Genomic DNA, 24701 nt, shown 5'->3' on the forward strand with positions numbered 1-24701 from the left:
GAGAGGCGACAATGACCGACAGCGCCATGGCGTCGCACGAGCGCGACCTGCTCGACAGCGCATCGATGACCGATCCGATCATCTCCGCCCGGCCGCGCGCTTATTATGCGGCGATGCGGTCGCATGACCCGGTCCATTGGGACGAGAAATTGGGCATGTATCTGGTGTCGCGCTACGAGGATATTGCGACGATCCAGCAGGACCCGATCACCTATTCGGTCAACAAGGGCTATCACAGCCAGCAGGCCAAGGGGTTCCAGGCGGAGTTCCAGGCGATATTGGAGCGCGAGGGCGGCGGCTATTTTACCGACGCGATCATGTCCGACCCGCCCTATCACACCCGCATCCGCAAGCTGATGGAAAAGGCGTTCAGCGCCCATCGCGTCAAGGGACTGGAACCGCGGATCACCAAGGTCGTGACCGACCTGATCGACAGCGTCGCCGATCGGGGGGAGGCGGATGCGGTGCAGGATTTCGCCGTGCCGCTGACGGTGCGGATCATCTGCGAGCAACTGGGCCTCGACTGGGCCATGAAGGACCGCATCGCGCGCTGGTCGATCGCGGTGACGGCGCAGATCGGCCGGATGCAGGATCGCGATCAGATGCTGGGCCATGCGCGCGAGATTTGCGACCTGCAACATTATCTGATCGCCAAGATGCGCGAGCGCGAGGCCGACCCGCGCGAGGACATGATTTCCGATCTGGTCCATGCCCGCGATACCGAGGGCCAAGCGCTGACCTTCGCTGAGGCGGTGTCGCTGATCCGCGCGCTGCTGATCGCCGGCAATGAGACGACGGCGACCGCGCTCGGCAATCTTTTCTACATCCTCGCGACCCGACCGGAAATCGCGACCCTGCTGCAGGCATCGGTCGACGACGACCGGCTGATGAACCGCTTTGTCGAGGAATTGCTGCGGATCGAGCCGCCGGTGCGCGGCCTCTCCCGCATGACCACGCGCGAAGTCGAACTGGGCGGCAAGACGCTGCCCGCCGGCGCGCATCTGCTGCTGATGTACGCCTCGGCCAATGATCAGGAGGATATGTTCCCCGATCCGCGCCGCTTCGATCTCGACCGGCCCAATATCGGGCGGCATCTGTCGTTCGGCGGCGGGGTGCATCGCTGCATTGGCCTCGCGCTCGCGCGGATGGAGATCAAGGTCGCCGCGCGGGAGATTGTCCGGCGGATCGGCGATATCGAACTGGCGATCGCGCCGGAGGATATCCGCTATCTGCCGACGGTCGCGACCCAGTCGATCGAGCGGCTGCCGATCCGCTTCACGCGGCGGGGCTGAGGCGCATGGCAGGGGAACTGGCGGGCAAGGTCGCCATCGTCACCGGCGGCGCGGGCGGCATCGGCCGGGCCACGGTGGAATTGTTCGTGGCCGAAGGGGCGAAAGTGGTGATCGCCGATCGCGATATGGCGGCGGGCGCCGCGCTGGCATCGTCGCTGGGCGCGTCGGCCCTGTTCCTGGCGGTCGATGTCGCCGACCGGGCGCAGGTGCAGGCGATGGTCGCGCGCGCGGTCGATGCCTTTGGCGGGCTGCATATATTGTTCAACAATGCCGGGATCAGCTGCGCGCCCTTCCCGCAATTCCTCGACGACAGCCTGGCCGATTTCGACCGGGTTATGGGCGTCAACCTGCTTGGCCCGATGCTGGGGACGCAAGCGGCGGCGCGCCACATGAAGGATCATGGCGGCGGGGTCATCCTCAACAATGCCTCGATCGCCGGCGTCCTGGCGGGACAGGCGATGATGAGCTATCGCGCGTCCAAGGCGGGGCTGATCCAATTCTCCAAGTCGGTGGCGATCGATCTTGCCCAATATGGCATTCGCGTGAATTGCCTGGTGCCCGGCCATATCCGTACCAGCCTGTCCGCCTTCAGCGCGCAGGGCGCGGCGGCCGATGCGGCGGCGCGGGTCGATGCCGCGATCGATGCGGTCTATCTGTCCAACCAGCCCTTGAAGCGGCGCGGCGTGCCCGACGATGTGGCGCAGGCGGCACTGTTCCTGGCGAGCGACCGGGCGCGGCAGATCACCGGCATCGCCATGCCGGTCGAAGGCGGAGTGGTCGCCGGCGACCCGGTCAACCATCTGGAGGATATATTGGCCGCGCGGGCTCAGGCGCTCTTGGCCTGAGTTGAGGCCGCAGTCGTGCCGAGCATGGTTCGCAGGTCGAGCATGGCGCGCGCGCCTGCCTGTGCTGCTTCGCCTGCTGTCATGCTGAAACAGGTTTTGCGGTGGCCTGAGACGAAGCCGGAAAAGAGCGCTGCTTCAAGGGGAGAAATGTCACGCCCCAGGATCGCGCGGAGCAACCCGCCACTGGTGCGGCCGCGTCGATAGCGCAGCTGGGGGGCAAAGTCCCTGAGATCGGCATCGCGTGCGGCGGCCAGCATCAATTCATCGAGCGCGGGCAGGATTCGGTCGTTGCGCGGTGGAGGATTGCTATAGCGGGCGAACAGTTCTTCATCCGTCATGATCGCAGCCTCGGGGGGAGGCGTCCAGCCGCCCGATGCCACCACCTTGCGATAGATCATCTCGAACGCGGCGCGGACCAGTTCCGCGCTTGACCGGAAATTATAGGAAACGACGCCCAGGGTCAGGCCGGCACGGGCGGCGACGGCGCGGTGGGTGAGTGCGGCCATGCCGTCCAGTGCCAGCACATCGGCAGCGGCGTCGGCAATCTGTTCCATCGTGCCGCTGGTGATGGTCGGCTCCGGCAAGGCGAGGTCGGCTTGCTCGCGGGCGAATCGGCGCCAGTCGCTGTCGCGCACCGGGCGACCGCACAGCCAGTCATTCCAGCCCGCACACATTTCCTCCAGTCCGGCCCGATCGACCGGGCGGCGCCAGCGCATGAGGTGCAGCGAGGCTTCGCCGTCGAACAGATAGGCGGTATGGGCGCCGCGGCCCGGATGGCCGCAGCGGGTGCAGACCTCTTCCCAAAAGGCGCGCCACATGGCCGCCCAGCGATCGCAGACTGGCGCATAGTGAAGTTCGCGCGCGGCGATCAGTTGGCACTCGCGCCAGGCGAAGGCCAGTCGGCGCTCTGTCTCGCACCATTGGTCGATCAGCGCCGCGAGCAATGTGGGGAAGGCATCACGCGAAAGCGGCAGGACGCCGTCCAGTTCCGCCAGCCGGGCTGCGCACCAACGTTCCGAATCGCGTTGCGCCTGTTCATGGGCGGATAGAAACAATTGTTCCAGAGATCCGAAGTGGTGATAAATGCCCGAGACCGGAGTCTGGGCAAGGCGGCTGATCGCGCGCGCGGATGCGCCGCTGGCACCTTCGCATTCCCATATGTCCAGGACCGCCTGGACAAGTCGTTGCATCGCACCGGTTTCCGGTGTTTTTTCCAAGTTGCTAGCCGTCGCCATGGTGACCTTTATGCCATAATATGGGTGGTCGGCAAAGTGGCTGTTCGGCCGTTTCAAGAGTCTTGCAACGGTAATATACGCGCTGCGGCTGTCACTAAACTGAGATACATATGTAACTGCGACTGCATACAGTCGTTCTAGATGCGCCTCCGAATTCAACATCATTCGGGGGATAAGCATCATGAACCGTTCGTCCGTCCTGCGCCGTCGCGCGCTCATTCTTGCTGGTGCCATGCTGATCGGCGTTGGCTTCACGGCCCAGGCCCATGCGGAGGAAGCGCCGGGTGACGAAGGCGATGCGGGCCTTGGCGCGATCGTCGTCACCGCGCAGAAGAAGGAAACCAATCTGCAGAAGACGCCGATCTCTATCTCCGTGCTGGGCAGCGACGACCTCAAGGCGCGCAGCGTTGTCAGCCTGAAGGATCTGGCCGATGGTGCCGTGCCTTCGCTGCGGATCGCGCCCTTTGCCTCGCGCAATTCGGCGCTGACCGTGGGTATCCGCGGCATCGTGCCGTTTGACGCCAACCAGCCCAGCCGTGATTCGGGCGTCGGCATCTATATCGACGGGGTCTATCTCGGCCGTTCGCAGGGGCTGGGCACCGCGTTGCTCGACGTCGAGCGGATCGAAGTGCTCAAGGGGCCGCAGGGCACCTTGTTCGGCCGCAACTCGACCGGCGGCGCGCTCAGCATCGTCAGCAAGAAGCCGAGCGGTGAGTTCCACCTGACCCAGACCATGGGCGTGATGAACTATGATGGCTACAAGGTCGAAACCCATCTCGACCTGCCCAGCTTCGCCAATTTCAGCGTCAAGCTGGACGCGCTGGTGACCAAGCGGGGCGGCACGCTCGACAATCCGATGGCGGGCGAGGAGGATTATAACCAGCTCGACCAGCGCGGCATGCACGGCGCGATCCTGTGGGAACCGAGCAGCAGCTTTTCCGCCCAATATGATTTCGACACCTCCTACGACGCCAGCACGCCTTATTATATGCAGGTGCTGGCCAAGAACCCGCTGCTGCCCTTTGCCGACATGGTCGACGTCGGCACCGGCCGTGCAAAGACCGCCGATGTCGGCGTTCCCGAACAGAAGAGCATCGGCAAGACCCATGGCCATGCGCTGCATATGGACTGGCAGGTTGCCGACGGCATCAATCTGCGCTCCATCACCTCCTATCGCGAGCTGAGCCAGAGCCAGTATGACAATGGCGGCGCGCATCAGGGCGCCTTCGCGCCCTTCGCCAAATTCGCGCGCTACAGCCTGGCGGGCCTCGACCAGAACCAGTTCAGCCAGGAAGTGCAGTTGGTCGGTTCGACCTCGCGCATCGATTTCGTCGCGGGCGCCTATTATTATCATGAAAAGGGCGAGGACTGGGCCTGGGCGCCCTACACGATGCAGTGGGGCGCGACCGCCAGCGCTGCACCGACCCGCCTGCCGACGCTGGAAGCGGGCCAGGTGTCGCCCTATCCCGATCGTGCCAGCGACGCCAAGGCGGACAGCTTTGCTTTGTACGGCCAGGCGACCTGGACCCCGGCGATCCTGAACGATGCGTTTCACCTGACCGGCGGCGCGCGCTACACCCATGACAAGAAGAGCGGCGACCTGTTCAAGGTCAACGGCGTCGACACGCCCTATGCCTTCGACATTTCCAACAGCCGGGTCGACCCGACCGTCACCGCCGCCTTCGATGCGAGCGACGACATTCATGTCTATGCCAAATGGGGCACCGCCTATCGCGCCGGCGGCGCCAATTCGCGCTCGATCACCTATCGCTCCTATGATCCCGAGGAGGTCGAAACCGCTGAAATCGGCTTCAAGGGCGAATTTTTCGACAAGCATGTCCGCCTGAATCTGGCCGCCTACAAGACGATCTACAAGGACCAGCAGATCGACTTCAACGCCGTGCTGTCGGCAGTGCCGGGCGGCCCGACCCGCACCACGATCGAGACCGTCAACGCCACCGGCAACGGCACGATCAAGGGGATCGAGGCGGACCTGACGATCATGCCGGTCGAGGGCCTGACCCTGACCGCCAGCTATGCCTATACCAAAGGCGATCTCGATCAGGCGGCCAACCCGTTCAAGAATAACGCGCTGGAAAATGTCTTCCTGGTCTACACGCCCAAGAATGCCTTCAGCGGTGCGATCGACTATAGCCTGCCGCTCAACTGGGCGACGCTGCGCGCGCATGTCGATGCCAATGGCGGTGACGGCTATCATGCCCAGTCGAATGATCCGCTGCTGACCGACTCGTCCTTCCTGGTGAACGGGCGCCTGTCTCTGGCCGACATTGCGCTCAAGGGCGACGCGAAGCTCCAGGTCTCGGCCTGGTCGCGCAACCTGTTCAACGAACAGCACACCTTCTTCCAGACCGGCACGGCGCAATCGCTGATGCTGGGCATTTATAACGAACCGCGCACCTATGGCCTGGAAGCCACGGTCCGCTTCTAAAATCAGGGAGAGAGAAAAGAATATGCGCAAGATGATGACGCGCGCCGCACTCGCGGCGCTGCCCCTGATGATGCCGGCCGCAGCCCTTGCCGGCACCATCGCCGATCCGGTTGCCGAGCGCGTGGCGCCCGACCGGATTGCGATCCGCTGGAGCGATGCCGATGCGGTCGACGTGCTGCAGGCCGATCGCGCCGATGCACCGATCGCCAGCGCGACGCTGGTGTCGGCCAGGGACAAGGATGGCGTGCAGGAGGTGCAGGTGGCGCCGGGCACCCGACCCTATTTCCTGCTGCGCGACAGCAAGAGCGGCGCAGTCACCCGCGTGGCCGAACGGGTGCTGGTGATGGAGCAATCCTCCAACTTCCGTGACCTTGGCGGCTACCCCGCGGCGGGCGGCAAGCATGTCCGCTGGGGCCAGATCTATCGTTCGGGCGGGCAGGCCATGCTGACGCCGGCCGACGTGGCCGAGGTGAAGGCGCTGGGCGTCGCCAATCTGGTCGACCTGCGGTCGGACGAGGAGCGGCTGTTCGCCCCGACGAAGCTGGACGGCATCCCCTATAATGCGGTCGGCTATTCGATGGCCGCGATGATGCAGGGCATGAAGTTCGACCCCAAGAATATGGACCCGGCCAAGCAGGTCGAAGCTTATGCCGGCACCTATCGCAGCCTGCCGACCCAGTTGAAGCCGCAACTGCGCATCCTCTTCGCCCGCCTGCTGTCGAAGGACGGGCCGCTGCTCTACAACTGCTCGGCCGGGCAGGACCGCACCGGCTTTGCCAGCGCGATGATCCTGTCGGCGCTGGGCGTGCCGCGCGACGTCATCTATCGCGACTATGTGTTGTCGACGCCCTCGCGCCGCCCGCAATATGAAGTGCCGCCGATGAGCGATGCCGTCGCGCAGAGCAGCCCGATCGCCGGCATGTTCGCGCAGATGCAGAAGGGCGGGGCGATGGCCAAGGCCAATCCGCTGGTGCTGCCCGACGGCACCCCGTTCCTGACCTATGCCTTTGCCGCGATCGACCAGAAATGGGGTTCGGTGGATGCCTATCTGGCCCAGGAAATCGGCCTGACGCCGGTGGACATCGCGGCGCTGCGCACCACCTATCTGGAATAAGCACCGCTTATTCCGGATCAGCATGAAGGGCGCGGCGGGATTCATTATCCCGTCGCGCCCGCATGGCGCTAGGAGGCTGGAAAAGGGTGCGCTATCCTTGACCCGCTTTCTGGAGGCCATATGATTTTCCGTTCGATCGACCCGGCCAGCGACACGCTCCTGTGGGAAGGGGAGGCGGCCGATGCCGCGACCTGCGCGGCGGCAGTGACGCGCGCCCGCACTGCCTTTCCGGCCTGGGCCGCGCTGCCGCAATCCGAACGCGAGGGTCATGTGCGGCGCTACAAGGCGCTGCTGTCGGACCGCAGCGATGCCTTTGCCAATGCGATCGCGCGCGAGACCGGCAAGCCGCTGTGGGAGGCGAAGACGGAAATCGCCTCGATGATCGGAAAGGTCGACATCTCCATCGCCGCCCAGGCCGAACGCGCCGGATCGCGCGAGCAGGCGACCCCGTTCGGCCGGGCCGTGCTGCGGCACAAGCCGCATGGCGTGATGGCGGTGCTCGGCCCCTATAATTTTCCCGGTCACCTGCCCAACGGCCATATCGTGCCGGCCCTGCTGGCGGGCGATGTCGTGCTGTTCAAGCCGTCCGAACTCACCCCGCTGGTCGGCGAATTGATGGCGCAGGCGTTTCGCGACGCGGGCCTGCCGGATGGCGTCTTCACTCTGTTGCAGGGCGGGCGGGATACTGGTGCGGCGCTGATCGCACAGGATATCGACGGCCTGCTGTTCACCGGATCGGCGGCGGCGGGCGCGCATTTCTCGCGCGTGATGGCCGACCGGCCGGGGGTGATCCTGGCGCTGGAACTGGGCGGAAACAATCCGCTGGTCGCCTGGGATGGCGATGCGCAGGCGGTCGCCTCGATCATCGTCCAGTCGGCCTTCATCACCGCGGGCCAGCGCTGTTCCTGCGCGCGCCGGCTGATTCTGCCGCAGGGCGCGGCGGGCGACGCCATCCTGGACGCGACCGTGGCGCTGGCCCGGCGACTGACGATCGGCGCCTGGGACAGTCAGCCCGAACCCTATATGGGCGCGCTGATCTCGGCGCAGGCGGCGGCCCATGCCAGGGCGCGCCATGCCGCGCTGCTCGCGCTGGGTGGCGTCGACCTGTTGCCGCTGGAGCAGCCGGCGGGCCTGGGCGGTGCCTTCCTGACGCCGGGCATGATCGACATGACCGGCGTGGATGCCCCCGACGAGGAGATTTTCGCGCCGCTGCTGCAAGTGGTCCGCGTCGCCGATTTCGACGCCGCGATCGCGGCGGCCAATGCGACCCGCTATGGCCTGGCGGCAGGGCTTGTTTCCGCCGACGATGCGCTGTGGGAGCGGTTCCTGCTGGAAAGCCGGGCGGGTGTGGTCAACCGCAACCGGCCGACCACTGGCGCCAGCGGCGCGATGCCGTTCGGCGGGCTGGGCGCGTCGGGCAACCACCGACCCAGCGCCTATTATGCCGCCGATTACTGCGCCTATCCTGTCGCCAGTTTCGAGGCGAGCGCGGTGCTGGATCTGACCGCCGATATCAAGGGCTTGGCTGGCTAATCACCGCAACGAACATGACAGCGAAGCTGACAGGGTGAAGGCGCATCGGCGATGCGCCGTTCGCTTTCGATCGCCCGCATCCCTAATTGACAAAACAAATTAATTTAATAAATTCCCTCGTATCGAAACGGGGCGGCGCCAGACCGCCCGGACAAGAGGAGAGGGACGCATGGGCCATCAGGGCGCCGACGCCGATCGGCATGGTTTTTCCCGTCGTGCAAAGCGGGCGATGCAGGCAAGCCTCGGGGCGCTGCTGCTGGCCGGGGCTGGGCAGGCACTGCCGGCGCAGGATAGTGTGCGTGGCGTCGACATCGCCAATCCGCTGGTGGGTACCGCGCCGCTCGACCGGCAGGATCTGATCGGCAATGCGCCGCCGCCCGGCGAGCCGGTCTATTCGGGCCAGACCTCCCCCGGCGCGCGCCTGCCGCACAGCTCGGTCGAGGCGGCGCCGATGAACAACAATATCGCGCTGACCTACCCCAATGGCGTGCCGACCCCTTATTATTACACCAACCCGACGATGATCGGTTTCACCGGCGGCGGTGGCCAGACCTATGGCGGCAATGCCGAGCCGATCATCATGCCGGTGGTGGGCGACTGGTCGGCCGCCCCGGCCTATAATCAGGCCTATTATGACAAGAAGCGCGAGATCGCCGCGCCGGGCTATTATTCGGTCTATCTCGACAGTTTCCGCACCCAGGTGGAACTCACCGGCACACGCTGGGCCAGCCTGATGCAGTTCAGCTTCCCGCAGAGCGCGCGGTCGAACATCCTGCTCAACCTGCTGGATCATGGCGGCAGCGTGGAAGTGGTGGACGACCACACCATTCGCGGCATTTCCAAGGGACGGGAATCGATCGACGGCCGCTATTTCGTCGCCGAATTCTCCCGGCCCTTCGCGCAACTCGGCACCTTCCGCCGGGCGCCGGGCGACAATAAGGGCTGGGGCATCGGCGACAAGGATGTCGTGCCGGCCGGCCGAAGCATCGAGGGCGACTATGCCGGCGCCTATGTCACCTACCAGACCAAGGCGGGCGACAAGGTGCTGGTGCGCATGGCGCATGGCACCAGCTATGAACAGGCGACGCAGCGGCTGCGCCAGGAATTGCCCAACTGGGATTTCGCCGCCGTTCGGTCGGCCGCGCGCGGCACATGGGACAAGTTGCTGGGTCGGGTGCAGGTCAGCGGCGGCACGGCCAAGCAGCGGGCGCTGTTCTATTCCACCCTGTTCCAGTCCTTCGCCAGCCCCCGGCTGATCGCGCAGAAGGGCGAGCCCTTCACCGACAGCAACGGCAAGGTGCAGGTCGCCACCCATGACCGCTATGGCCCGGTGCCCTTCTGGGATACCGGCCGCAACCAGATCGTCCTGCTGGCGCTGATGGAGCCCGAGGTGGTGCAGGACATCATGCAGTCCGAATATGAGATGGCGCAGGAGAAGGGGTATATGAACACCTCCTTCCACGGCGACAATGCGGTGTTCCTGTATCTGGGGGCGTGGAAGCGCGGCATCCCGTTCGACTATGCCGGCGTCTGGACCTATCTGCGCAAGAACGCCACCGATCCCAGGGGGCCGCGCGGCTATCTGGCGGAATATGACCGCCAGGGCTGGATCGCCGACATCGTGCCGCAGGGCAATCCCAGCCCGCCCTATGCCGGGGGCAAGGCGGGCGCGGCGACGACGATGGAATATGCGTGGGACGACCATGCGCTGGCCGACTATGCCGGGCGGCTGGGCAAAGGCGAGGACCAGCGCCGCTTCCTCAAGCGGGCGGGCAATTATGCCAATGTCTTCGACCGCTCGACCGGCTTCGTGCGCGGGCGGACGGCGGACGGCAAATGGATCGCCCCGTTCGACCAGCAGGAACCCTATTATAATTTCATGATGAAGGAGGCGTCGGGCTGGTCGACGCTGTGGCTGGCGCCGCATGACGTGAAGGGCCTGATGACCCTGCTTGGCGGGCGCGAGGCGTTCAATGCGAAACTCGACCAGTTCTTCGCCACGCCCTATGCGCCCACCGGCATCTGCCGCGACTGCACCGGCCTGATCGGCCAATATGTCCATGGCAACCAGCCCGACCAGCAGGTGCCCTATTATTATGACTGGTCCGGCCAGCCCTGGAAGACGCAGGCGCTGGTGCGGCGCATCCTGGACGAGATGTATGGCAGCGATGCCGCCGGCTATGGCTATGCCGGCATGGACGATCAGGGGGCGACATCCTCCTGGTATGTGATGAGCGCCATGGGCTTCTACCCGGTCGATCCGTCGAGCGACGTCTACATGATCGGCAGCCCGGTCTTCGATCATGTCCGGCTGGAGATGGGCGGCGGCAAGGCGCTGGAGATCGAGGCGAAGAACAACGGCGCCGCCAATATCTACATCCAGTCGATGACCTTGAACGGCAAGCCCTGGACCCGGCCCTGGTTCCGCCATGCCGACATCAAGGATGGCGCGCGCATCGCCTTCGTCATGGGGAACAAGCCCAATCCGAAATGGGGCAGCGCGCCGGCCGATACCGCGCCGTCCATGTCCGACGCGACACGATAAGGGGATGATGATGCGCCTTCTGGTTCCGACCCTGCTGGCCCTGACGGCGGCGACCGCGCCGATCGCCTATGCGCAGGACGACCATGTCTATACCAGCGATCTGGTGACGCGCTGGGGCAAGGCGGTGACGCCCGACAATGCCTGGCAAAGCTATCCCCGGCCGCAATTGCAGCGCAAGGAATGGCGCAACCTCAACGGCCTGTGGGACTATGCCATCACCGATCCGGCGGTCGCGCGGCCGGCGAAGATGGATGGCCAGATACTAGTGCCCTTTCCGGTCGAATCCCGCCTGTCGCGAGTGGCGCGCAAGCTCACGCCCGAACAGCGGCTCTGGTACCGGCGCGCCTTCACCGTGCCGGCCGGCTGGGCGGGGCAGCGGATCATGCTCAATTTCGGCGCGGTCGACTATGCCGCGCAGGTGATGGTCAACGGCGCGATCGTCGGCGGGCACAAGGGCGGCTTCGATGCCTTTGGCCTCGACATCACCGATTATCTGAAGCCCGGCCAGAACGAGCTGATGGTGCAGGTGGCCGATCCCAATTCGGCCGGTACCCAGCCGCGCGGCAAGCAGTCGCTGGAGCCGAGCGGCATCTGGTACACGGCGGTCAGCGGCATCTGGCAGACGGTGTGGATCGAACCGGTGCCCAGGCTGCACATCGCCGACGTCCGCGCGACCGCCGATATCGACCGGGGCGTGGTGGAGGTCGACGTCGCGCTCAGCAACTGGGCGAGCGACACCGATGCGGTACGCCTGACCGCCAGCAGCGGCGGCAAGACCGTGGCCAGCACCATTTTGCGCGGCAATCGCCATGCGACGCTGGCGATCCCCGGCGCCCATCTCTGGTCGCCCGACGATCCCTTCCTCTACGACCTCAAGGCCGAGCTGATCGATGTGCGCGATCCCTATGCCGGCATGGCCGAGCGCGATCGCCACGCCTATGACGCGCGCTTCACGGTCGGCGAGACGCGGCGTTATGCCGATGCCCAGCCGGTCGGCGCGCCGCGCGACACGGTGCAGACCTATTTCGCCATGCGCAAGATTTCGGTCGGGCAGGGGCCGGTACGGGGGCAACCGGTGCTGCTGCTCAACAACAAGCCGCTTTTCCACAATGGCACGCTGGACCAGGGCTGGTGGCCGGACGGGCTGCTGACGCCGCCGTCGGAGGAGGCGATGAAGAGCGACCTGATCTTCCTCAAGCAGGCCGGCTTCAACATGGTGCGCAAGCATATCAAGGTCGAGCCGGCGCGTTACTATTATGACGCGGATCATCTGGGCATGATGATCTGGCAGGACATGCCCTCGGGCGGGGGCGAGGACCAGTTCGTCGCCGGCACCAGCCAGGGGCAGGCGATTTTCCCGGCCGCGACCATGGCCGACCATATCAGCGAACTGACGCGGATGGTCGGCAATCTGCGCGCCTTCCCCTCGATCGTCCTGTGGGTGGTCAATAATGAGGGCTGGGGCCAGTTCGACAGCGCGACCCTGGCCCGCACCGTCAAGGGGCTGGACCCCAGCCGGCTGGTCGATGCGGACAGCGGCTGGATGGATGTGGCGCCCGGCGTGTCGGATGTGTTTGACATCCACAGCTATGAGGACAAGCCCAACGTGCCGACGCGCCATGCCGACCGGGCGATCGTGCTGGGCGAATATGGCGGCGTCGGCCTGCCGGTGCAGGGCCATTTGTGGAAGCCGGGCAAGTCGCTGTGGAGCTATCAGGTGGCCGGCGGCGACGGTGATTACCTGACCCGTTATCGCGCCAAGATGGAGGAGGTGATCCGCCAGGCGCGCGACCATGGGTTGAGCGCATCCGTCTATACCCAGACCAGCGATGTCGAGGACGAGATCAACGGCCTGCTGACCTATGACCGGGCGCAGGCCAAGGCATCGGCCGCCGATCTGGCGAAGATTGCTGCGCCTTTGTGGACGCCTAAACCCTAAGCAGTTTCCAACAAAATCCATGTTTCTCAAATGGATATTTCATATTTCAAAACATGTCTTAATCTAATTGACAAATTGCTTTTTTTAATCTGATATCAGCGTCGGGTAGGGTTGCAGGATCATGGTCGGTTCCACGGCCGGCATCCCCATCCATCAATAAGAGCGAAAGGGCGAACAGGCCCTAGCCCTGGGAGGGTGCCAAAATGACTATTGCGTGTGAGGAGTCTCGTGTCGGTTCGGGTCGTGGCCGGCTGATCCGTGTGCTGCTGATGTCCGCCAGCGCGGCCGGCAGCATTGTAGCGGCGCAGGCGCAGGATGCGCCCGCTTCGGCCGCGCCGCAGGGCGCCGCCGGCGAGGAAGCGAGCATCGTCGTCACCGGCTATCGCCAGTCGATCGAGCAGAGCCTGCGCCAGAAGCGTGAGGCCAATGCCTTTGTCGACGTCATCACCGCCGAGGATATCGGCAAGTTCCCCGACAAGAACGTCGCGGACTCGCTGCAGCGCGTGCCGGGCGTCATCATCGAGCGTGATGGTGGCGAAGGATCGAAGGTCAGCATTCGCGGCCTCAGCTCCGACCTGACCCTGACCCAGCTCAACGGCAATTTCATCGCGTCGGCCGACAGCGGCGATCCGTCGCGTTCGTTCAACTACACGCTGCTGCCGGCGAACATGATCGCCAGCGTCGACGTCTTCAAGTCGCCCGAGGCGCGGATGGACGAAGGCGGCGTCGGCGGTACCGTTATCCTCAAGACCCGTCGCCCGCTCGATCTGGAGCCCTGGTCGGGCTTCCTGTCGGCCGAGGGCGTCTATGCCGACGTATCCGACAAGTTCGAGCCGCAGATTTCCGGCCAGCTATCCTGGCACAATCCCGACGACACGTTCGGCGTGCTGGTGGGTGCCACCTATCAGGAACGCCGCAACCGCACCTTGACGGCCGGTACGGAAACCTGGGCCTGGTGGACCTATGACCGGGCGAACGAACCGGCGACCGACGTCAACGGCAACCCCTATGCCAATGACAGCGCGATCAGCTACTGGTCGGAAAATACCGGCAGCACCACCCAGGACGGCACCCGCTATTCGGGCTATTGGGCGCCGCAATCGGTGACGGAATCGGTGCTGGACCAGCAGCGCAAGCGGCTGGGCATCCAGGCGACGGCGCAGTGGAAGCCGACCGACGAGCTGACCCTGACCGCCAATTATTTCCGCTTCCAGATCAAGAACAATTTCCAGTCGAACGTGCTGAAGATCCCGGAATGGGGCTATAGGAATTTCTTCACCGGCGCGAGTTTCGACGACAGCGGCACGATCATGCAGGGGGCCAATTTCCATGTGCCGGCTGCGGGCACGGGCTGCCTGACCCAGACCCCGGCCTGCACCATGGAAACGCCGCAGCTGTCGGGCCAGTATAGCCGCGAGAAGGTGACGTCGAACACCTTCGACATCAACGGCGAATATGAGCATGACCGCTTGAAGGCATCGTTCGTGGTCGGCAAGACCAAGGCGACCGGTGGCCCCTCGATGCGCTTCAGCGTCGCGGCCAAGCCGCGCCTGACCACGGCGAGCCAGAGCACCAACGGCAATTTCATGAGCGACTGGTCGTTCAAGAACGGCTCGCTCGACATGCAGTTCTCGCCCGAACTGCAGCAGAATCTGATGAACGGCATCGCCCAGATCGACACCGGGTCGACCGGGTCGAGCTTCACCAACAGCACGATCCAGCAGACCTATGCCCAGATCGACCTGACCCGCGAGTTTGACGGCTTCTTCAATTCGCTGCAGGTCGGTGGCAAATATCGCGACGGCAAGGTGCGCCGCGAGACCGGGCGCGTCGAATGGTATGCCGATCCGGCGACCAAGCTGCGCTATCAGGACACGCCGGCCGGGGCGGTCGCGCAGCCGGGATATTTCTATGACAAGCCGATCGGCAATATCGACGGCGGCTTCACCGCCAGTGCCTTCCCCGGGATCAATTTCCGGAATTATCTGGATTATCTGAACAGCACCTATGGCGATCCGGTCCATGTCACCGACGATCAGAATATCTACAATATCGGCGAGAAGATCTGGGCCGGCTATGCCCAGCTGAATTTCAAGACCGACAGTCTGCGCGGCAATCTGGGCATGCGCATCGTCAATACCAAGCAGACCGGCACCTCCACCGATACGCTCTATTATGAGGATGATTATTGCGTGAACGGGCCGGGCGGTCCCTTCTCGCCACCGCCCATGGGGCCGGACGGCAATTGCCAGGTGATCCCGCAGGACCAGCGCGAACGGCGCGTCTTCAGCCCGAACGACGAGTCCAAGAGCTACACCGACTTCCTGCCGAGCTTCAACGTGTCGTGGGAAGTGCAGCCCGACCTGGTGCTGCGCGGCGCGATCGCCAAGGTGATCGCACGGCCGGGCTATAACGACCTCGCCGGCGCCCGTTCGCTCACCTATAATTCCGATGCCTTCGTCTATGACCGGCAGCAGTTCGGCGCCCGTCCGGGCTGGTTCGGCAATGGCGGCAATTTCGACCTGAAGCCCTTCTCCGCCTGGCAATATGACGTTGGCGTCGAATGGTATTTCCACCAGGGATCGGTGCTGGGCGCGACCCTGTTCCGCAAGGATGTGTCGGACTTCATCGTGCCGGTGGTGCTGGACCTGACCCAGACCGTGGCCGGCGAGACCGTGGTGGTGCAGCAATATTCGACTCAGGCCAACGGCTCCAAGGCGAAGTCGCAGGGCATCGAGCTTTACGCCCAGCACACCTTCTCCTTCGGCCTCGGCGCGCAGGTCAACTTCACCTATAATGACACGTCGGTGGCGGACATCGCGATCGACGGGCAGAAGGTGGGCACATCGCCGCTGGTCGGCAGCGCCAAGACCCAGGTCAATGCGTCGGTCTTCTGGGAAACCGACAAGTTCCTGGTGCGCGCGTCCTACAACCGTCGCGGCGAAGTGGTGCGCGGCATCGCATCGGGCCTCAACATCTATGATGATCCCTATGAGCAGGTCGACCTGAACGCCTCCTACAATATCAATGACAAGCTCTCGCTGACGGCGTCGATCATCAACCTCACCAAATCGGAACAGCGGCAGCATCTGGGCAATGACACGAAGGATCGTTTCTATTCCAACGTCTATGCCGGACGCCGTGCCTATGTCGGCGTGACCTATAATTTCTGATCGGGTCGCACCGAAGGAGGTGGGCGACTGCACGCGCCCACCTCCATTTATCTATCGGGAGGACGAAGGATGATCGGCCGCAAACAGGCCCTGGCACTGATCGGCGCGGCTTTGCTGCCGGCTGTCGCTTGGGCTGGCAATCCGGCGTTGCCGGGCTGGTATGCCGATCCCGAAATCCGCGCCTTTGACGGACAATATTGGATCTATCCGACCTATTCGGATCATGACGGCACGCCCGACCTGACCGCGCATTTCACGCCGGAACAGGAACAGGCGCGCAGCGGCGCATCGATCCGCCCGTCCTATCTCTACCAGACCTTCTTCAACGCCTTTTCATCGCCCGATCTGGTGCACTGGACCAGGCACAGCCATGTGCTGGACGTCGCCACCATAGCCTGGGCGAACAAGGCGATCTGGGCGCCCTCGGTGATCGAACAGGACGGGCGCTATTATATGTTCTTCAGCGCCAACGACATTCAGAGCGATGGCGAGAGCGGCGGCATTGGCCTGGCCGTCAGCGACAAGCCCGGCGGGCCGTTCCGCGATGCGATCGGCAAGCCGCTGATCGGCGCCTTCCACAATGGCGCGCAGCCGATCGATCCCTTCGCCTATCGCGACGAGGATGGGCAGGTCTATCTGTTCTACGGCGGCTGGAAACATTGCAACGTCGTGCGGCTGAGCGCCGACCTGCGCCGGATCGAGCCGTTCGCCGACGGCACGACCTATAAGGAGATTACGCCGCCCGGCTATGTCGAGGGCAGCTTCCTGATCAAGCGCAAGGGCGTCTATTATTTCATGTGGTCGGAAGGCGGCTGGACCGGGCCGGACTATAGCGTCGCCTATGCGACCGGGCCGAGTGCCACCGGCCCCTTCACTCCGCGCGGCCGGATATTGGCGCAGGATTTCCACATCGCGCGCGGCGCGGGTCATCATTCGGTGCTCAATATTCCAGGCACGGACGACTGGTTCATCGCCTATCATCGCCGACCGCTGGGCGACGATGTCGGCGAGCATCGGCAGGTCGCGATCGAGCGGCTGCTGTTCGAGGCCGATGGCAGCATCCGGCCGGTGGTGATGACCAGGGATGGCGTGGCGCCGCAAAAGCCGCCGCGCAAATGAGAGAGAAGGGGAAGATGGTGGGTGTAAAGACGATGCGCGGCACGATGGCGCTGATCCTGGGTGGCTCGCTGCTGGCGCTGGCTTCGGCGGCGGCCGGCCAGTCGGTCCCCGAGCCCGCCGCGTCTGCGCCTTCCGCGCCGGCGCTGGTCGATCTCGCCAATCCGCTGATGGGCACGGATTCCAGCTATGAACTGTCCTATGGCAACACCTATCCGGCGGTCGCTGTCCCCTGGGGCATGAATTTCTGGACCCCGGTCACCGGCAAGATGGGTGATGGCTGGGGCTATACCTATGACGCGCACAAGCTGAACGGCATCAAGCAGACCCACCAGCCCAGCCCCTGGATGGGCGACTATGCCGCCTTCGCCCTGTTCGCCGAGACCGGCGCGATCAAGATCAAGGAGGAGGAGCGGGCATCCTGGTACAGCCACAAGGCGGAGGAAAGCCGGCCCTATAGCTACAAGGTCTATCTGGCCGACTATGATGTGACGGCGGAGGTCGCGCCGACCAATCGCGCCGCCCAGTTCCGCTTCACCTTCCCGCAGAGCGACCAGGCCCATATCCTGCTCGACGCCTATGCCGGCGGGTCGATGGTGACGATCGACGCCGCCAACCGCCGCATCACCGGCTATGTCCGCAACAACAAGGGCGGGGTGCCGGGCAATTTCCACAATTATTTCGTGGCCCAGTTCGACCATGATTTCAGCATCGGCCAGAGCTGGGGCGACGATGGCAAGCTGGACGCGACGGCGCAGCGCGAGGGCGACCATGTCGGTGCCGTCATCAGCTTCAAGACGAAGGCCGGCGAGCAGATCGGGGTCAAGGTCGCATCCTCCTTCATCAGCCCGGAACAGGCGCTGCGCAATCTTCAGAGCGAGGTCGGCAGCGACGATTTCGATGGCACCAAGGCGAAGGCGAAGCAGGTCTGGGAACAGGAATTCCAGCGCATCGCGGTCGAGGATCCGGACATCGACAATCGCCGCACCTTCTATTCGGCGCTCTACCGGATGCTGCAATTCCCGCGCAATTTCCACGAGATCGACGCGCAGGGGAAGCAGGTCCACTACAGCCCCTATGACGGCAAGGTGCATCCCGGCCCGCTCTATACCGACAACGGCTTCTGGGACACCTGGCGCGCGGTATTCCCCTTCTTCGCGCTGATGTATCCTGAGCGCGACGGCGAGATCATGCAGGGACTGGCCAACACCTACAAGGAATCGGGCTGGCTGCCGGAATGGGCAAGCCCGGGCCATCGCAACGTCATGATCGGATCGAACAGCGCGATCCTGATCGCCGACGCCTATGCCAATGGCGTGCGCGGCTTCGACGTCAACACGCTCTATGAGGCGATGGTCAAGAATGCGACCACGTCGAAGGGGCGGCCGACCGATGCCAAGGGCCGGACGCTGACCGCCGTCGGCCGCGAGGGCGTCGAATATTATAACCAGCTTGGCTATGTGCCCTATGATGTCGGCATCAACGAGAATGCCGCGCGCACGCTGGAATATGCGACCGCCGACTTCGCCCTGTCGCGCCTCGCCGCGCAACTGGGCAAGAGCGCCGACGCCAAGCGCTATGCCGAACAGGCGCTAAACTACCGCAAGCTCTATGACGCGCAGACCGGCTGGATGCGCGGCCGCAACAAGGACGGGTCGTGGAGCGCCAATTTCAATCCCTATAAATGGGGCGATGCCTTCACCGAGGGCAATGCGCTCCATTATAGCTGGTCGGTGATGCAGGATGTGCAGGGGCTGATCGACCTGATGGGCGGCGACCGGACGTTCGTCGACCGGCTCGACAGCATCTTCACCACCCCGCCAATCTTCGACGACAGCTATTATGGCCAGGTGATCCACGAGATCAGGGAGATGCAGATCGTCGACATGGGCCAATATGCCCATGGCAACCAGCCGATCCAGCACATGATCTATCTTTATGACTGGGCGGGCGCACCGTGGAAGGCGCAGTTCCATGCCCGCGACGTGATGCGCAAACTCTACGCGCCCACGCCGGACGGCTATCCGGGCGACGAGGATAATGGCCAGACATCGGCCTGGTATGTCTTCTCCGCCCTGGGCTTCTATCCGGTGACGCCGACCGTGGGCCAATATGCGATCGGCAGCCCGCTGTTCCGCCGCGTCACCCTGACCATGCCCGGCGGCCGCAAGCTGCTGGTGGAGGCGGAAAATAACAGCGCGGACAATGTCTATATCCAGTCGGCGACGCTGAACGGCCAGCCCTGGAACAAGCCATGGCTGCCGCGCGAGGAATTGCAGAAGGGCGGCACGCTGCGCTTTATCATGGGGCCGAAGCCCAATGAAAGCTGGGGCGCGGCCAAGGTGGATGCCCCCTTCTCCATGAGCAAGCCGCAATAAAAGACAAAGACACAAGAGAGGAATGACCCGATGAGTTTCCGTCGCCGTGACGTCATCGCCGGTGCCGGAGCGCTGGCACTGGCCGCTACCAGCCCCACCTCCCCCCTTGGTGCCGCCAGTGCCAGCGCATTCCCATCCAAGCGCCCGCCCAAGGGGCAGCGGCGCTTCACCAGCCCGGCGGTGGAGGGCGAGATCGCGCGGGTGAAGGCGAAGATCGCCGACCCGCAACTCGCCTGGCTGTTCGAGAATTGCTATCCCAACACGCTCGATACCACGGCGGAACTGGGCATGGTCGACGGCAGGCCCGATGCCTTCGTCATCACCGGCGACATCGACGCGCTGTGGCTGCGCGACAGTTCGGCGCAGCTTCAGACCTATGTCCATCTGACGCCCAGGGATGCGGGGTTGCGCCGGCTGTTCCACGGCCTGATCCAGCGGCAGGCGCGCTGCATCCTGATCGATCCCTATGCCAATGCCTTCATGAAGGATCCGGCCGCCCGGTCCAGCCTGCCGGCAATTTCGGACAGGACCGACATGAAGCCGGGCGTGGCGGAGCGGAAATGGGAGATAGACAGCCTCTGCTATCCGATGCGGCTGGCCCATGCCTATTGGACCGCGACCCGTGACAAGGCGCCGTTCGACGCGCTCTGGGCCAAGGCGATGGCGCTGGCGGTCGCGACCCTGCGCGAACAGCAGCGCAAGGACGGGCCAGGCCCCTATCATTTCCAGCGGGTCGACAAGTCACCGACCGAGACGCTGATGTTCGACGGCTATGGCGCGCCCACGCGCAAGGTCGGCCTCATCCATTCGGGCTTCCGCCCGTCGGACGACGCGTGCCTCTATCCCTTCCTGATCCCGTCCAACCTGTTTGCGGTGTCGGCGCTGCGCATGCTGGCGCAGGTGCTGGGCGAGGCGCGGGGCGACGCGGCGGCGGCGCAGGATTGCGCCGCGCTCGCTGCCGAGGTCGATGCCGCGCTCAAGGCCCATGGCCAGATGGACGACGGGCAGGGCGGTCGGGTCTGGGCCTATGAGGTCGATGGCTATGGCAATGCGATCTTCATGGACGATGCCAATGTGCCGAGCCTGTCGGGCCTGCCGCTGCTGGGCGCGGCCGACCGGGGCGATCCGCTGTGGCAGCGCACGGCCGCACTCGCCTGGAGCGGGCGTAACCCCTATTTCTTCACCGGCACCGCGGCGCAGGGCATTGGTGGGCCGCATATCGGCATGGACATGATCTGGCCGATGTCGATCGTCACCCGCGCGCTCAACAGCGCCGACGATGCCACGATCCGCCAGTGCCTGGCCTGGCTGCGCGCCACCCATGGCGGCACCGGCTTCATGCACGAAAGCTTCCACAAGGATGATCCGGCCACATTCACCCGGTCCTGGTTCGCCTGGGCCAATGGCCTGTTCGGCGACCTGATCCTGGATCTGGAGCGGCGCAAGCCCGCGCTGCTGGCCGAGCGCTTCGCATAGGAAAGATAAGGGAGAGGACAGGATGATCACCGCCAACCGCCGCCAGTTGCTGGCCGGCGTAGGGATGGTTGCGCTCGGGAAGGCATGGCCGGCGGTCGCAGCCGGGCAGGGCGATGCTGCCGCCCGGCCCGACCTGTTCATCGGCACCGGCGGCCATGGCCACACATTTCCGGGTCCCTCCATGCCCTTTGGCATGGTGCAGCTTGGCCCCGATACCAACAATGCCGGCTGGGACGCCTGTTCGGGCTATCATGTCGATGACGGGTCGATCATGGGCTTTTCCCACACCCATTTGTCGGGCACCGGCATCGGCGATATGCTGGACGTGCTGGTGGTGCCGACGCGCGGGCCGCTTCAGCTTCAGCCTGGCCCGGTCGGCAAGCCGGACGAGGGCTATCGCCAGCGTTTTTCCGACGAACATGCCGAGCCGGGCTATTATCGGGTGAAGCTGGAATCGGGCGTGCTGGCGGAACTGACCGTGACCGAACGGACCGGCCTGCACCGCTATCATTTCCCGGATGGCCCCGGCCATATCCTGATCGATTTTGCCCATTGCAAGCAGGAGAAGCCGGACGAACTGATCCGGATCGAGAATGCGTCGCTGGACCTGGCCGAGGACGGCACGCTGACCGGCAGCCGGCAGGTATTTCGCTGGGCCGAAGGGCGCCGCATCCATTTCGCGCTGCAAATGTCGCGCAAGCCCGATCGGGTCGCCTTCTTCGGTGATGGCGACAAGCCGCTGCCCGACGGCGCGCGATCGGTGAAGGGGCAGCGGCTGAAGGTTGCCCTGTTCTTCGACGATGCGGGCGCGGCGCCGATCCAGATCCGCACCGGCATTTCCGCCGTCGACGTCGCCGGCGCGCAGGCGGCGCTGGCGGGCGAAGCGGCGGACTGGAATTTCGATGCGGCGCGGGTGGCGGCGGGCGCCGCCTGGGGCAAGGAATTGGCCGGCATCGTGGTACGCGGCGGCACCGCCGATCAGCGCAGGATCATGGCGAGCGCCCTCTATCATTGCCTGCTGGCGCCGCAATCGTTCGTCGATCGCGACGGCCGCACCATGGGCATGGACGGCAAGGTGCACAGCCTGCCGCCGGGCGAGCGCGCCTTCACCGCCTATTCGCTGTGGGACACCTATCGCGCGCTGCATCCGCTGCTGACGATCATCCAGCCCGATCGGGCCGCGCTGATGACCCGCGACCTGATCCGTCAGACCCAGCAAAGCCCCTATGGCCCGCCGGTCTGGCCGCTGCAGGGCAAGGAAACCGGCTGCATGATCGGCTGGCATGCGGTGTCGGTGCTGGCCGAGGCGCAGGCCAAGGGGATCAAGGCGGATTATGCCGCCGCCTGGCCGGCGATCCGCCGGCGCGCCTTCGATCCGGCCATGCCCGATGTCGACAGCACGCTGGGCCGCAATTTCTATTATGATCTGGGCTATATTCCGGCTGACAAGATCTGGGAGTCGGTCAGTCGGACCCAGGAATATGCCTATGATGACTGGGCGATGGCGCGGCTGGCGCAGGCGGCGGGCGCGAACGAAGATGCGGCGCGGCTGAAGGCGCGCAGCCGCAACTATCGCAACGTGATCGATCCGAAGATCGGCTTTGCCCGGCCGCGCTTTGCCGATGGCCGTTGGTGGCAGGACTATGACCCGATCCAGATCGGCCATGATCCCAAACGGCATCGCGACTATACCGAAGCCAATGGCTGGCAGGCGACCTTCCTCACCCAGCATGACATTTATGGCCTGATCGACCATTTCGGCGGCGACGCGGCGTTCGAGACGAAGCTGGACGCCTTCTTCAATGCGCCGTCGACCCTGCCGGACAATGCGCCGCCCGACATCAGCGGCCTGGTCGGCCAATATGCCCATGGCAACGAACCCGACCAGCATGCCGCCTATCTCTATGCCTATTGCGGCGCGCCGGCGAAGACGCAGGCGATGGTCCGCCAGCTGCTGACGGAGATGTACAGGGCCGCGCCCGACGGCGTCATCGGCAATGATGATTGCGGCCAGATGAGCGCCTGGTTCGTACTGAGCGCGCTCGGCTTCTATCCGGTCGATCCGGTGAGCGCGCTTTATGTGCTGGGATCGCCGCTGTTCGACGAGGCGACCGTCGATCTGGGCAGGGGCCGGCGGCTGGTGGTGCGCGCGCAGGGTAATGGCCCCGACCGGCCCTATGTCCAGTCGGTGACCTGGAACGGCCGCGCCCACACGCGCAACTGGATCAGCCATGCGGCGCTGATGCAGGGCGGCGAGTTGGTCTTCGTCATGGGCGCGCGGCCATCGGGCTTTGGCATGGCGAAGCGTGATCGGCCGCCCAGTTTCGGCATCCAGCCGGGGTAAATTCCGGTCAGGGGCGGATCAGCCGTCCGCCCCGATCGTCACCGAACCGCGCGACGGCTTCCACAGCGCGCCCGGCGTCGGCAGCAGGAAATGGCTGAAGGGCAGGATTGCCGCGCCCACGGCCGGTGCATCCTCCGACAGGGCGGCGCGCGATACCGGAGCCACGGCGGGCAGTTGCGCCGCGATGTCGCGCATCTGCGCGTTCATCCGCTCGGCCAGCAGATCCATCAGCCGGGTGGGCAGGCGCCCGCCCAGCAGGATGGCGGCCGGATTGACCAGGCAATTGACCGCCGCCAGCGGTGCGGCAAGTTGCTCAGCCGCCATCTCGATCCAGCGATTGATCGCGTCGGCCGCCACGCCGTCGGTCGCGTGCAGCGCTTCGCGCAAAGCGAAACCCTGCGCGCCCATATCCTTGGCCAGTGCCGAGAGGGAGACGATATTCTGCAGGGGTTCGGCCGGGCCGTCGCCGCGCTGCGCCAGCATGAAGCCGATTTCGCCCGATCGACCGCTGGCGCCGCGGACATAATTGCCATCGACCACCAGGCCGCCGCCCAGGCCCGACGACATCAATATGTAGAAGAAGCTGGTGTTGGTCTGCCCCTTGCCCAGCTGCATTTCGCCCATGGCGGCGGCGGCGGCGTCATTCTCGCGGAAGACCGGCCAGTCATGCGGACCGGCGAACAGATCCGCCATGCTGACCTGTTCCCATTCGCCATAGGCCAGGGGGCGGCCGGGCAGGTCGACCGATCCCAGATCGTCGGGCATGGCGACGCCCAGGCCCACCACCTTGGCGGCATCGACCCCGGCGCCGGCCAGCATGCCGGCGATCGACCGGTCATACAGGGCGCGCACATCGGCGGGCAGGGCATAGTCGATCTCTTCCGACACCCGTGCCAATGTCTGGCCGGCGAAATCGACCAGGACGATGGTGATATGGTCGCGGTCGATATTGACCCCGACCGAATAGCAGGCGTCGCTGCGGATCACGAGCTTGGTCGGCGGCTGGCCACGCCCGCCGCGCCGCTGCCCGGCCTCCTCGATCAGCCCGTCCTGCAGCAGCCGCTTGGTGATGTTGGCGATGGCCGGTGCGGTGAGGCCGGTGATGCCGGCCAGTTCCACCCGCGTCAGCATGCCGCAGACGCGGATCGCGTGCAGGGTGATGCGCTGGTTGTGATCGGCGGCGCGTTCCAGATTGGTGCCCGACAGGCGCGGGCGCTGGCGGAGGGACGAGCCGGTCATGCCGAAGGCCCGGTCAGGAACGG

Annotated in this window: 14 protein-coding genes; 12 read left to right on the forward strand and 2 right to left on the reverse strand. The window is 64.9% G+C overall.

Annotated features, from left to right (window positions below):
• Window positions 1-11 precede the first annotated feature (11 nt).
• A complete protein-coding gene (locus PMI04_RS04490; RefSeq protein WP_007711594.1) occupies window positions 12-1292 on the forward strand; it encodes a cytochrome P450 in 1281 nt (426 codons plus the stop codon).
• A 5-nt stretch (window positions 1293-1297) separates the two neighbouring features.
• Window positions 1298-2137, forward strand: coding sequence for an SDR family oxidoreductase (locus PMI04_RS04495; RefSeq protein WP_007711595.1), 840 nt, complete (start codon window positions 1298-1300; stop codon window positions 2135-2137).
• Here the strand turns inward: PMI04_RS04495 and PMI04_RS04500 are convergent.
• Window positions 2119-3327, reverse strand: coding sequence for a TetR/AcrR family transcriptional regulator (locus tag PMI04_RS04500; RefSeq protein WP_238535943.1), 1209 nt, complete (start codon window positions 3325-3327; stop codon window positions 2119-2121). The two genes, PMI04_RS04495 and PMI04_RS04500, sit on opposite strands and share 19 nt — an antisense overlap.
• A 226-nt stretch (window positions 3328-3553) precedes the next feature.
• Here PMI04_RS04500 and PMI04_RS04505 point away from each other — a divergent pair, with 226 nt between their 5' ends.
• The 10 genes from PMI04_RS04505 to PMI04_RS04550 all read left to right on the forward strand — a co-directional run bounded on the left by PMI04_RS04505 (window position 3554) and on the right by PMI04_RS04550 (window position 23439).
• Complete coding sequence (locus PMI04_RS04505; RefSeq protein WP_007711598.1) at window positions 3554-5821, forward strand: TonB-dependent receptor; 2268 nt, start codon at window positions 3554-3556, stop codon at window positions 5819-5821.
• A 22-nt stretch (window positions 5822-5843) separates the two neighbouring features.
• Window positions 5844-6935: a tyrosine-protein phosphatase gene (locus tag PMI04_RS04510; RefSeq protein ID WP_007711599.1), complete on the forward strand. Its 1092-nt coding sequence runs from the start codon at window positions 5844-5846 to the stop codon at window positions 6933-6935.
• A 120-nt stretch (window positions 6936-7055) separates the two neighbouring features.
• Window positions 7056-8468, forward strand: a complete 1413-nt coding sequence (gene astD, locus PMI04_RS04515; RefSeq protein WP_007711600.1) for a succinylglutamate-semialdehyde dehydrogenase — start codon at window positions 7056-7058, stop codon at window positions 8466-8468.
• A gap of 169 nt (window positions 8469-8637) precedes the next feature.
• The gene (locus PMI04_RS04520) at window positions 8638-11013 is read left to right on the forward strand and encodes a GH92 family glycosyl hydrolase (RefSeq protein ID WP_007711601.1); all 2376 of its coding nucleotides are present in this window, start codon (window positions 8638-8640) and stop codon (window positions 11011-11013) included.
• 4 nt (window positions 11014-11017) lie between these two features.
• On the forward strand, window positions 11018-12952 hold the full coding sequence (locus PMI04_RS04525) for a sugar-binding domain-containing protein (RefSeq protein WP_283184853.1): 1935 nt from the start codon (window positions 11018-11020) through the stop codon (window positions 12950-12952).
• A gap of 203 nt (window positions 12953-13155) precedes the next feature.
• Entirely contained in the window at window positions 13156-16125 is a 2970-nt protein-coding gene (locus tag PMI04_RS04530) for a TonB-dependent receptor (RefSeq protein WP_007707739.1), read from the forward strand.
• Window positions 16126-16194: 69 nt separating this feature from the next.
• The gene (locus PMI04_RS04535; protein ID WP_007707736.1) at window positions 16195-17244 is read left to right on the forward strand and encodes a glycoside hydrolase family 43 protein; all 1050 of its coding nucleotides are present in this window, start codon (window positions 16195-16197) and stop codon (window positions 17242-17244) included.
• A 14-nt stretch (window positions 17245-17258) separates the two neighbouring features.
• Window positions 17259-19619: a GH92 family glycosyl hydrolase gene (locus PMI04_RS04540; RefSeq protein ID WP_007707733.1), complete on the forward strand. Its 2361-nt coding sequence runs from the start codon at window positions 17259-17261 to the stop codon at window positions 19617-19619.
• Between the two features lie 30 nt (window positions 19620-19649).
• Complete coding sequence (locus tag PMI04_RS04545) at window positions 19650-21095, forward strand: glycoside hydrolase family 125 protein (RefSeq protein ID WP_007707730.1); 1446 nt, start codon at window positions 19650-19652, stop codon at window positions 21093-21095.
• A gap of 22 nt (window positions 21096-21117) precedes the next feature.
• Window positions 21118-23439: a GH92 family glycosyl hydrolase gene (locus PMI04_RS04550; protein WP_007707727.1), complete on the forward strand. Its 2322-nt coding sequence runs from the start codon at window positions 21118-21120 to the stop codon at window positions 23437-23439.
• 18 nt (window positions 23440-23457) lie between these two features.
• Here PMI04_RS04550 and PMI04_RS04555 read toward each other — a convergent pair whose 3' ends face one another.
• Complete coding sequence (locus tag PMI04_RS04555) at window positions 23458-24678, reverse strand: ROK family protein (protein ID WP_007707725.1); 1221 nt, start codon at window positions 24676-24678, stop codon at window positions 23458-23460.
• Window positions 24679-24701: the final 23 nt, after the last annotated feature.

Source organism: Sphingobium sp. AP49, from assembly GCF_000281715.2.
Classification (GTDB): Bacteria; Pseudomonadota; Alphaproteobacteria; order Sphingomonadales; family Sphingomonadaceae; genus Sphingobium.

Excerpts from the sequence above, each read along its gene's own strand:
- PMI04_RS04510 (WP_007711599.1), top strand. The coding sequence starts at position 5,844 with ATGCGCAAGATGATGACGCGCGCCGCACTCGCGGCGCTGCCCCTGATG.
- PMI04_RS04540 (WP_007707733.1), top strand. The coding sequence starts at position 17,259 with ATGGTGGGTGTAAAGACGATGCGCGGCACGATGGCGCTGATCCTGGGT.
- PMI04_RS04545 (WP_007707730.1), top strand. The coding sequence starts at position 19,650 with ATGAGTTTCCGTCGCCGTGACGTCATCGCCGGTGCCGGAGCGCTGGCA.
- PMI04_RS04555 (WP_007707725.1), bottom strand. The coding sequence starts at position 24,678 with ATGACCGGCTCGTCCCTCCGCCAGCGCCCGCGCCTGTCGGGCACCAAT.
- PMI04_RS04535 (WP_007707736.1), top strand. The coding sequence starts at position 16,195 with ATGATCGGCCGCAAACAGGCCCTGGCACTGATCGGCGCGGCTTTGCTG.
- astD (WP_007711600.1), top strand. The coding sequence starts at position 7,056 with ATGATTTTCCGTTCGATCGACCCGGCCAGCGACACGCTCCTGTGGGAA.
- PMI04_RS04530 (WP_007707739.1), top strand. The coding sequence starts at position 13,156 with ATGACTATTGCGTGTGAGGAGTCTCGTGTCGGTTCGGGTCGTGGCCGG.
- PMI04_RS04505 (WP_007711598.1), top strand. The coding sequence starts at position 3,554 with ATGAACCGTTCGTCCGTCCTGCGCCGTCGCGCGCTCATTCTTGCTGGT.
- PMI04_RS04500 (WP_238535943.1), bottom strand. The coding sequence starts at position 3,327 with ATGCAACGACTTGTCCAGGCGGTCCTGGACATATGGGAATGCGAAGGT.
- PMI04_RS04520 (WP_007711601.1), top strand. The coding sequence starts at position 8,638 with ATGGGCCATCAGGGCGCCGACGCCGATCGGCATGGTTTTTCCCGTCGT.
- PMI04_RS04550 (WP_007707727.1), top strand. The coding sequence starts at position 21,118 with ATGATCACCGCCAACCGCCGCCAGTTGCTGGCCGGCGTAGGGATGGTT.
- PMI04_RS04495 (WP_007711595.1), top strand. The coding sequence starts at position 1,298 with ATGGCAGGGGAACTGGCGGGCAAGGTCGCCATCGTCACCGGCGGCGCG.
- PMI04_RS04490 (WP_007711594.1), top strand. The coding sequence starts at position 12 with ATGACCGACAGCGCCATGGCGTCGCACGAGCGCGACCTGCTCGACAGC.
- PMI04_RS04525 (WP_283184853.1), top strand. The coding sequence starts at position 11,018 with ATGATGATGCGCCTTCTGGTTCCGACCCTGCTGGCCCTGACGGCGGCG.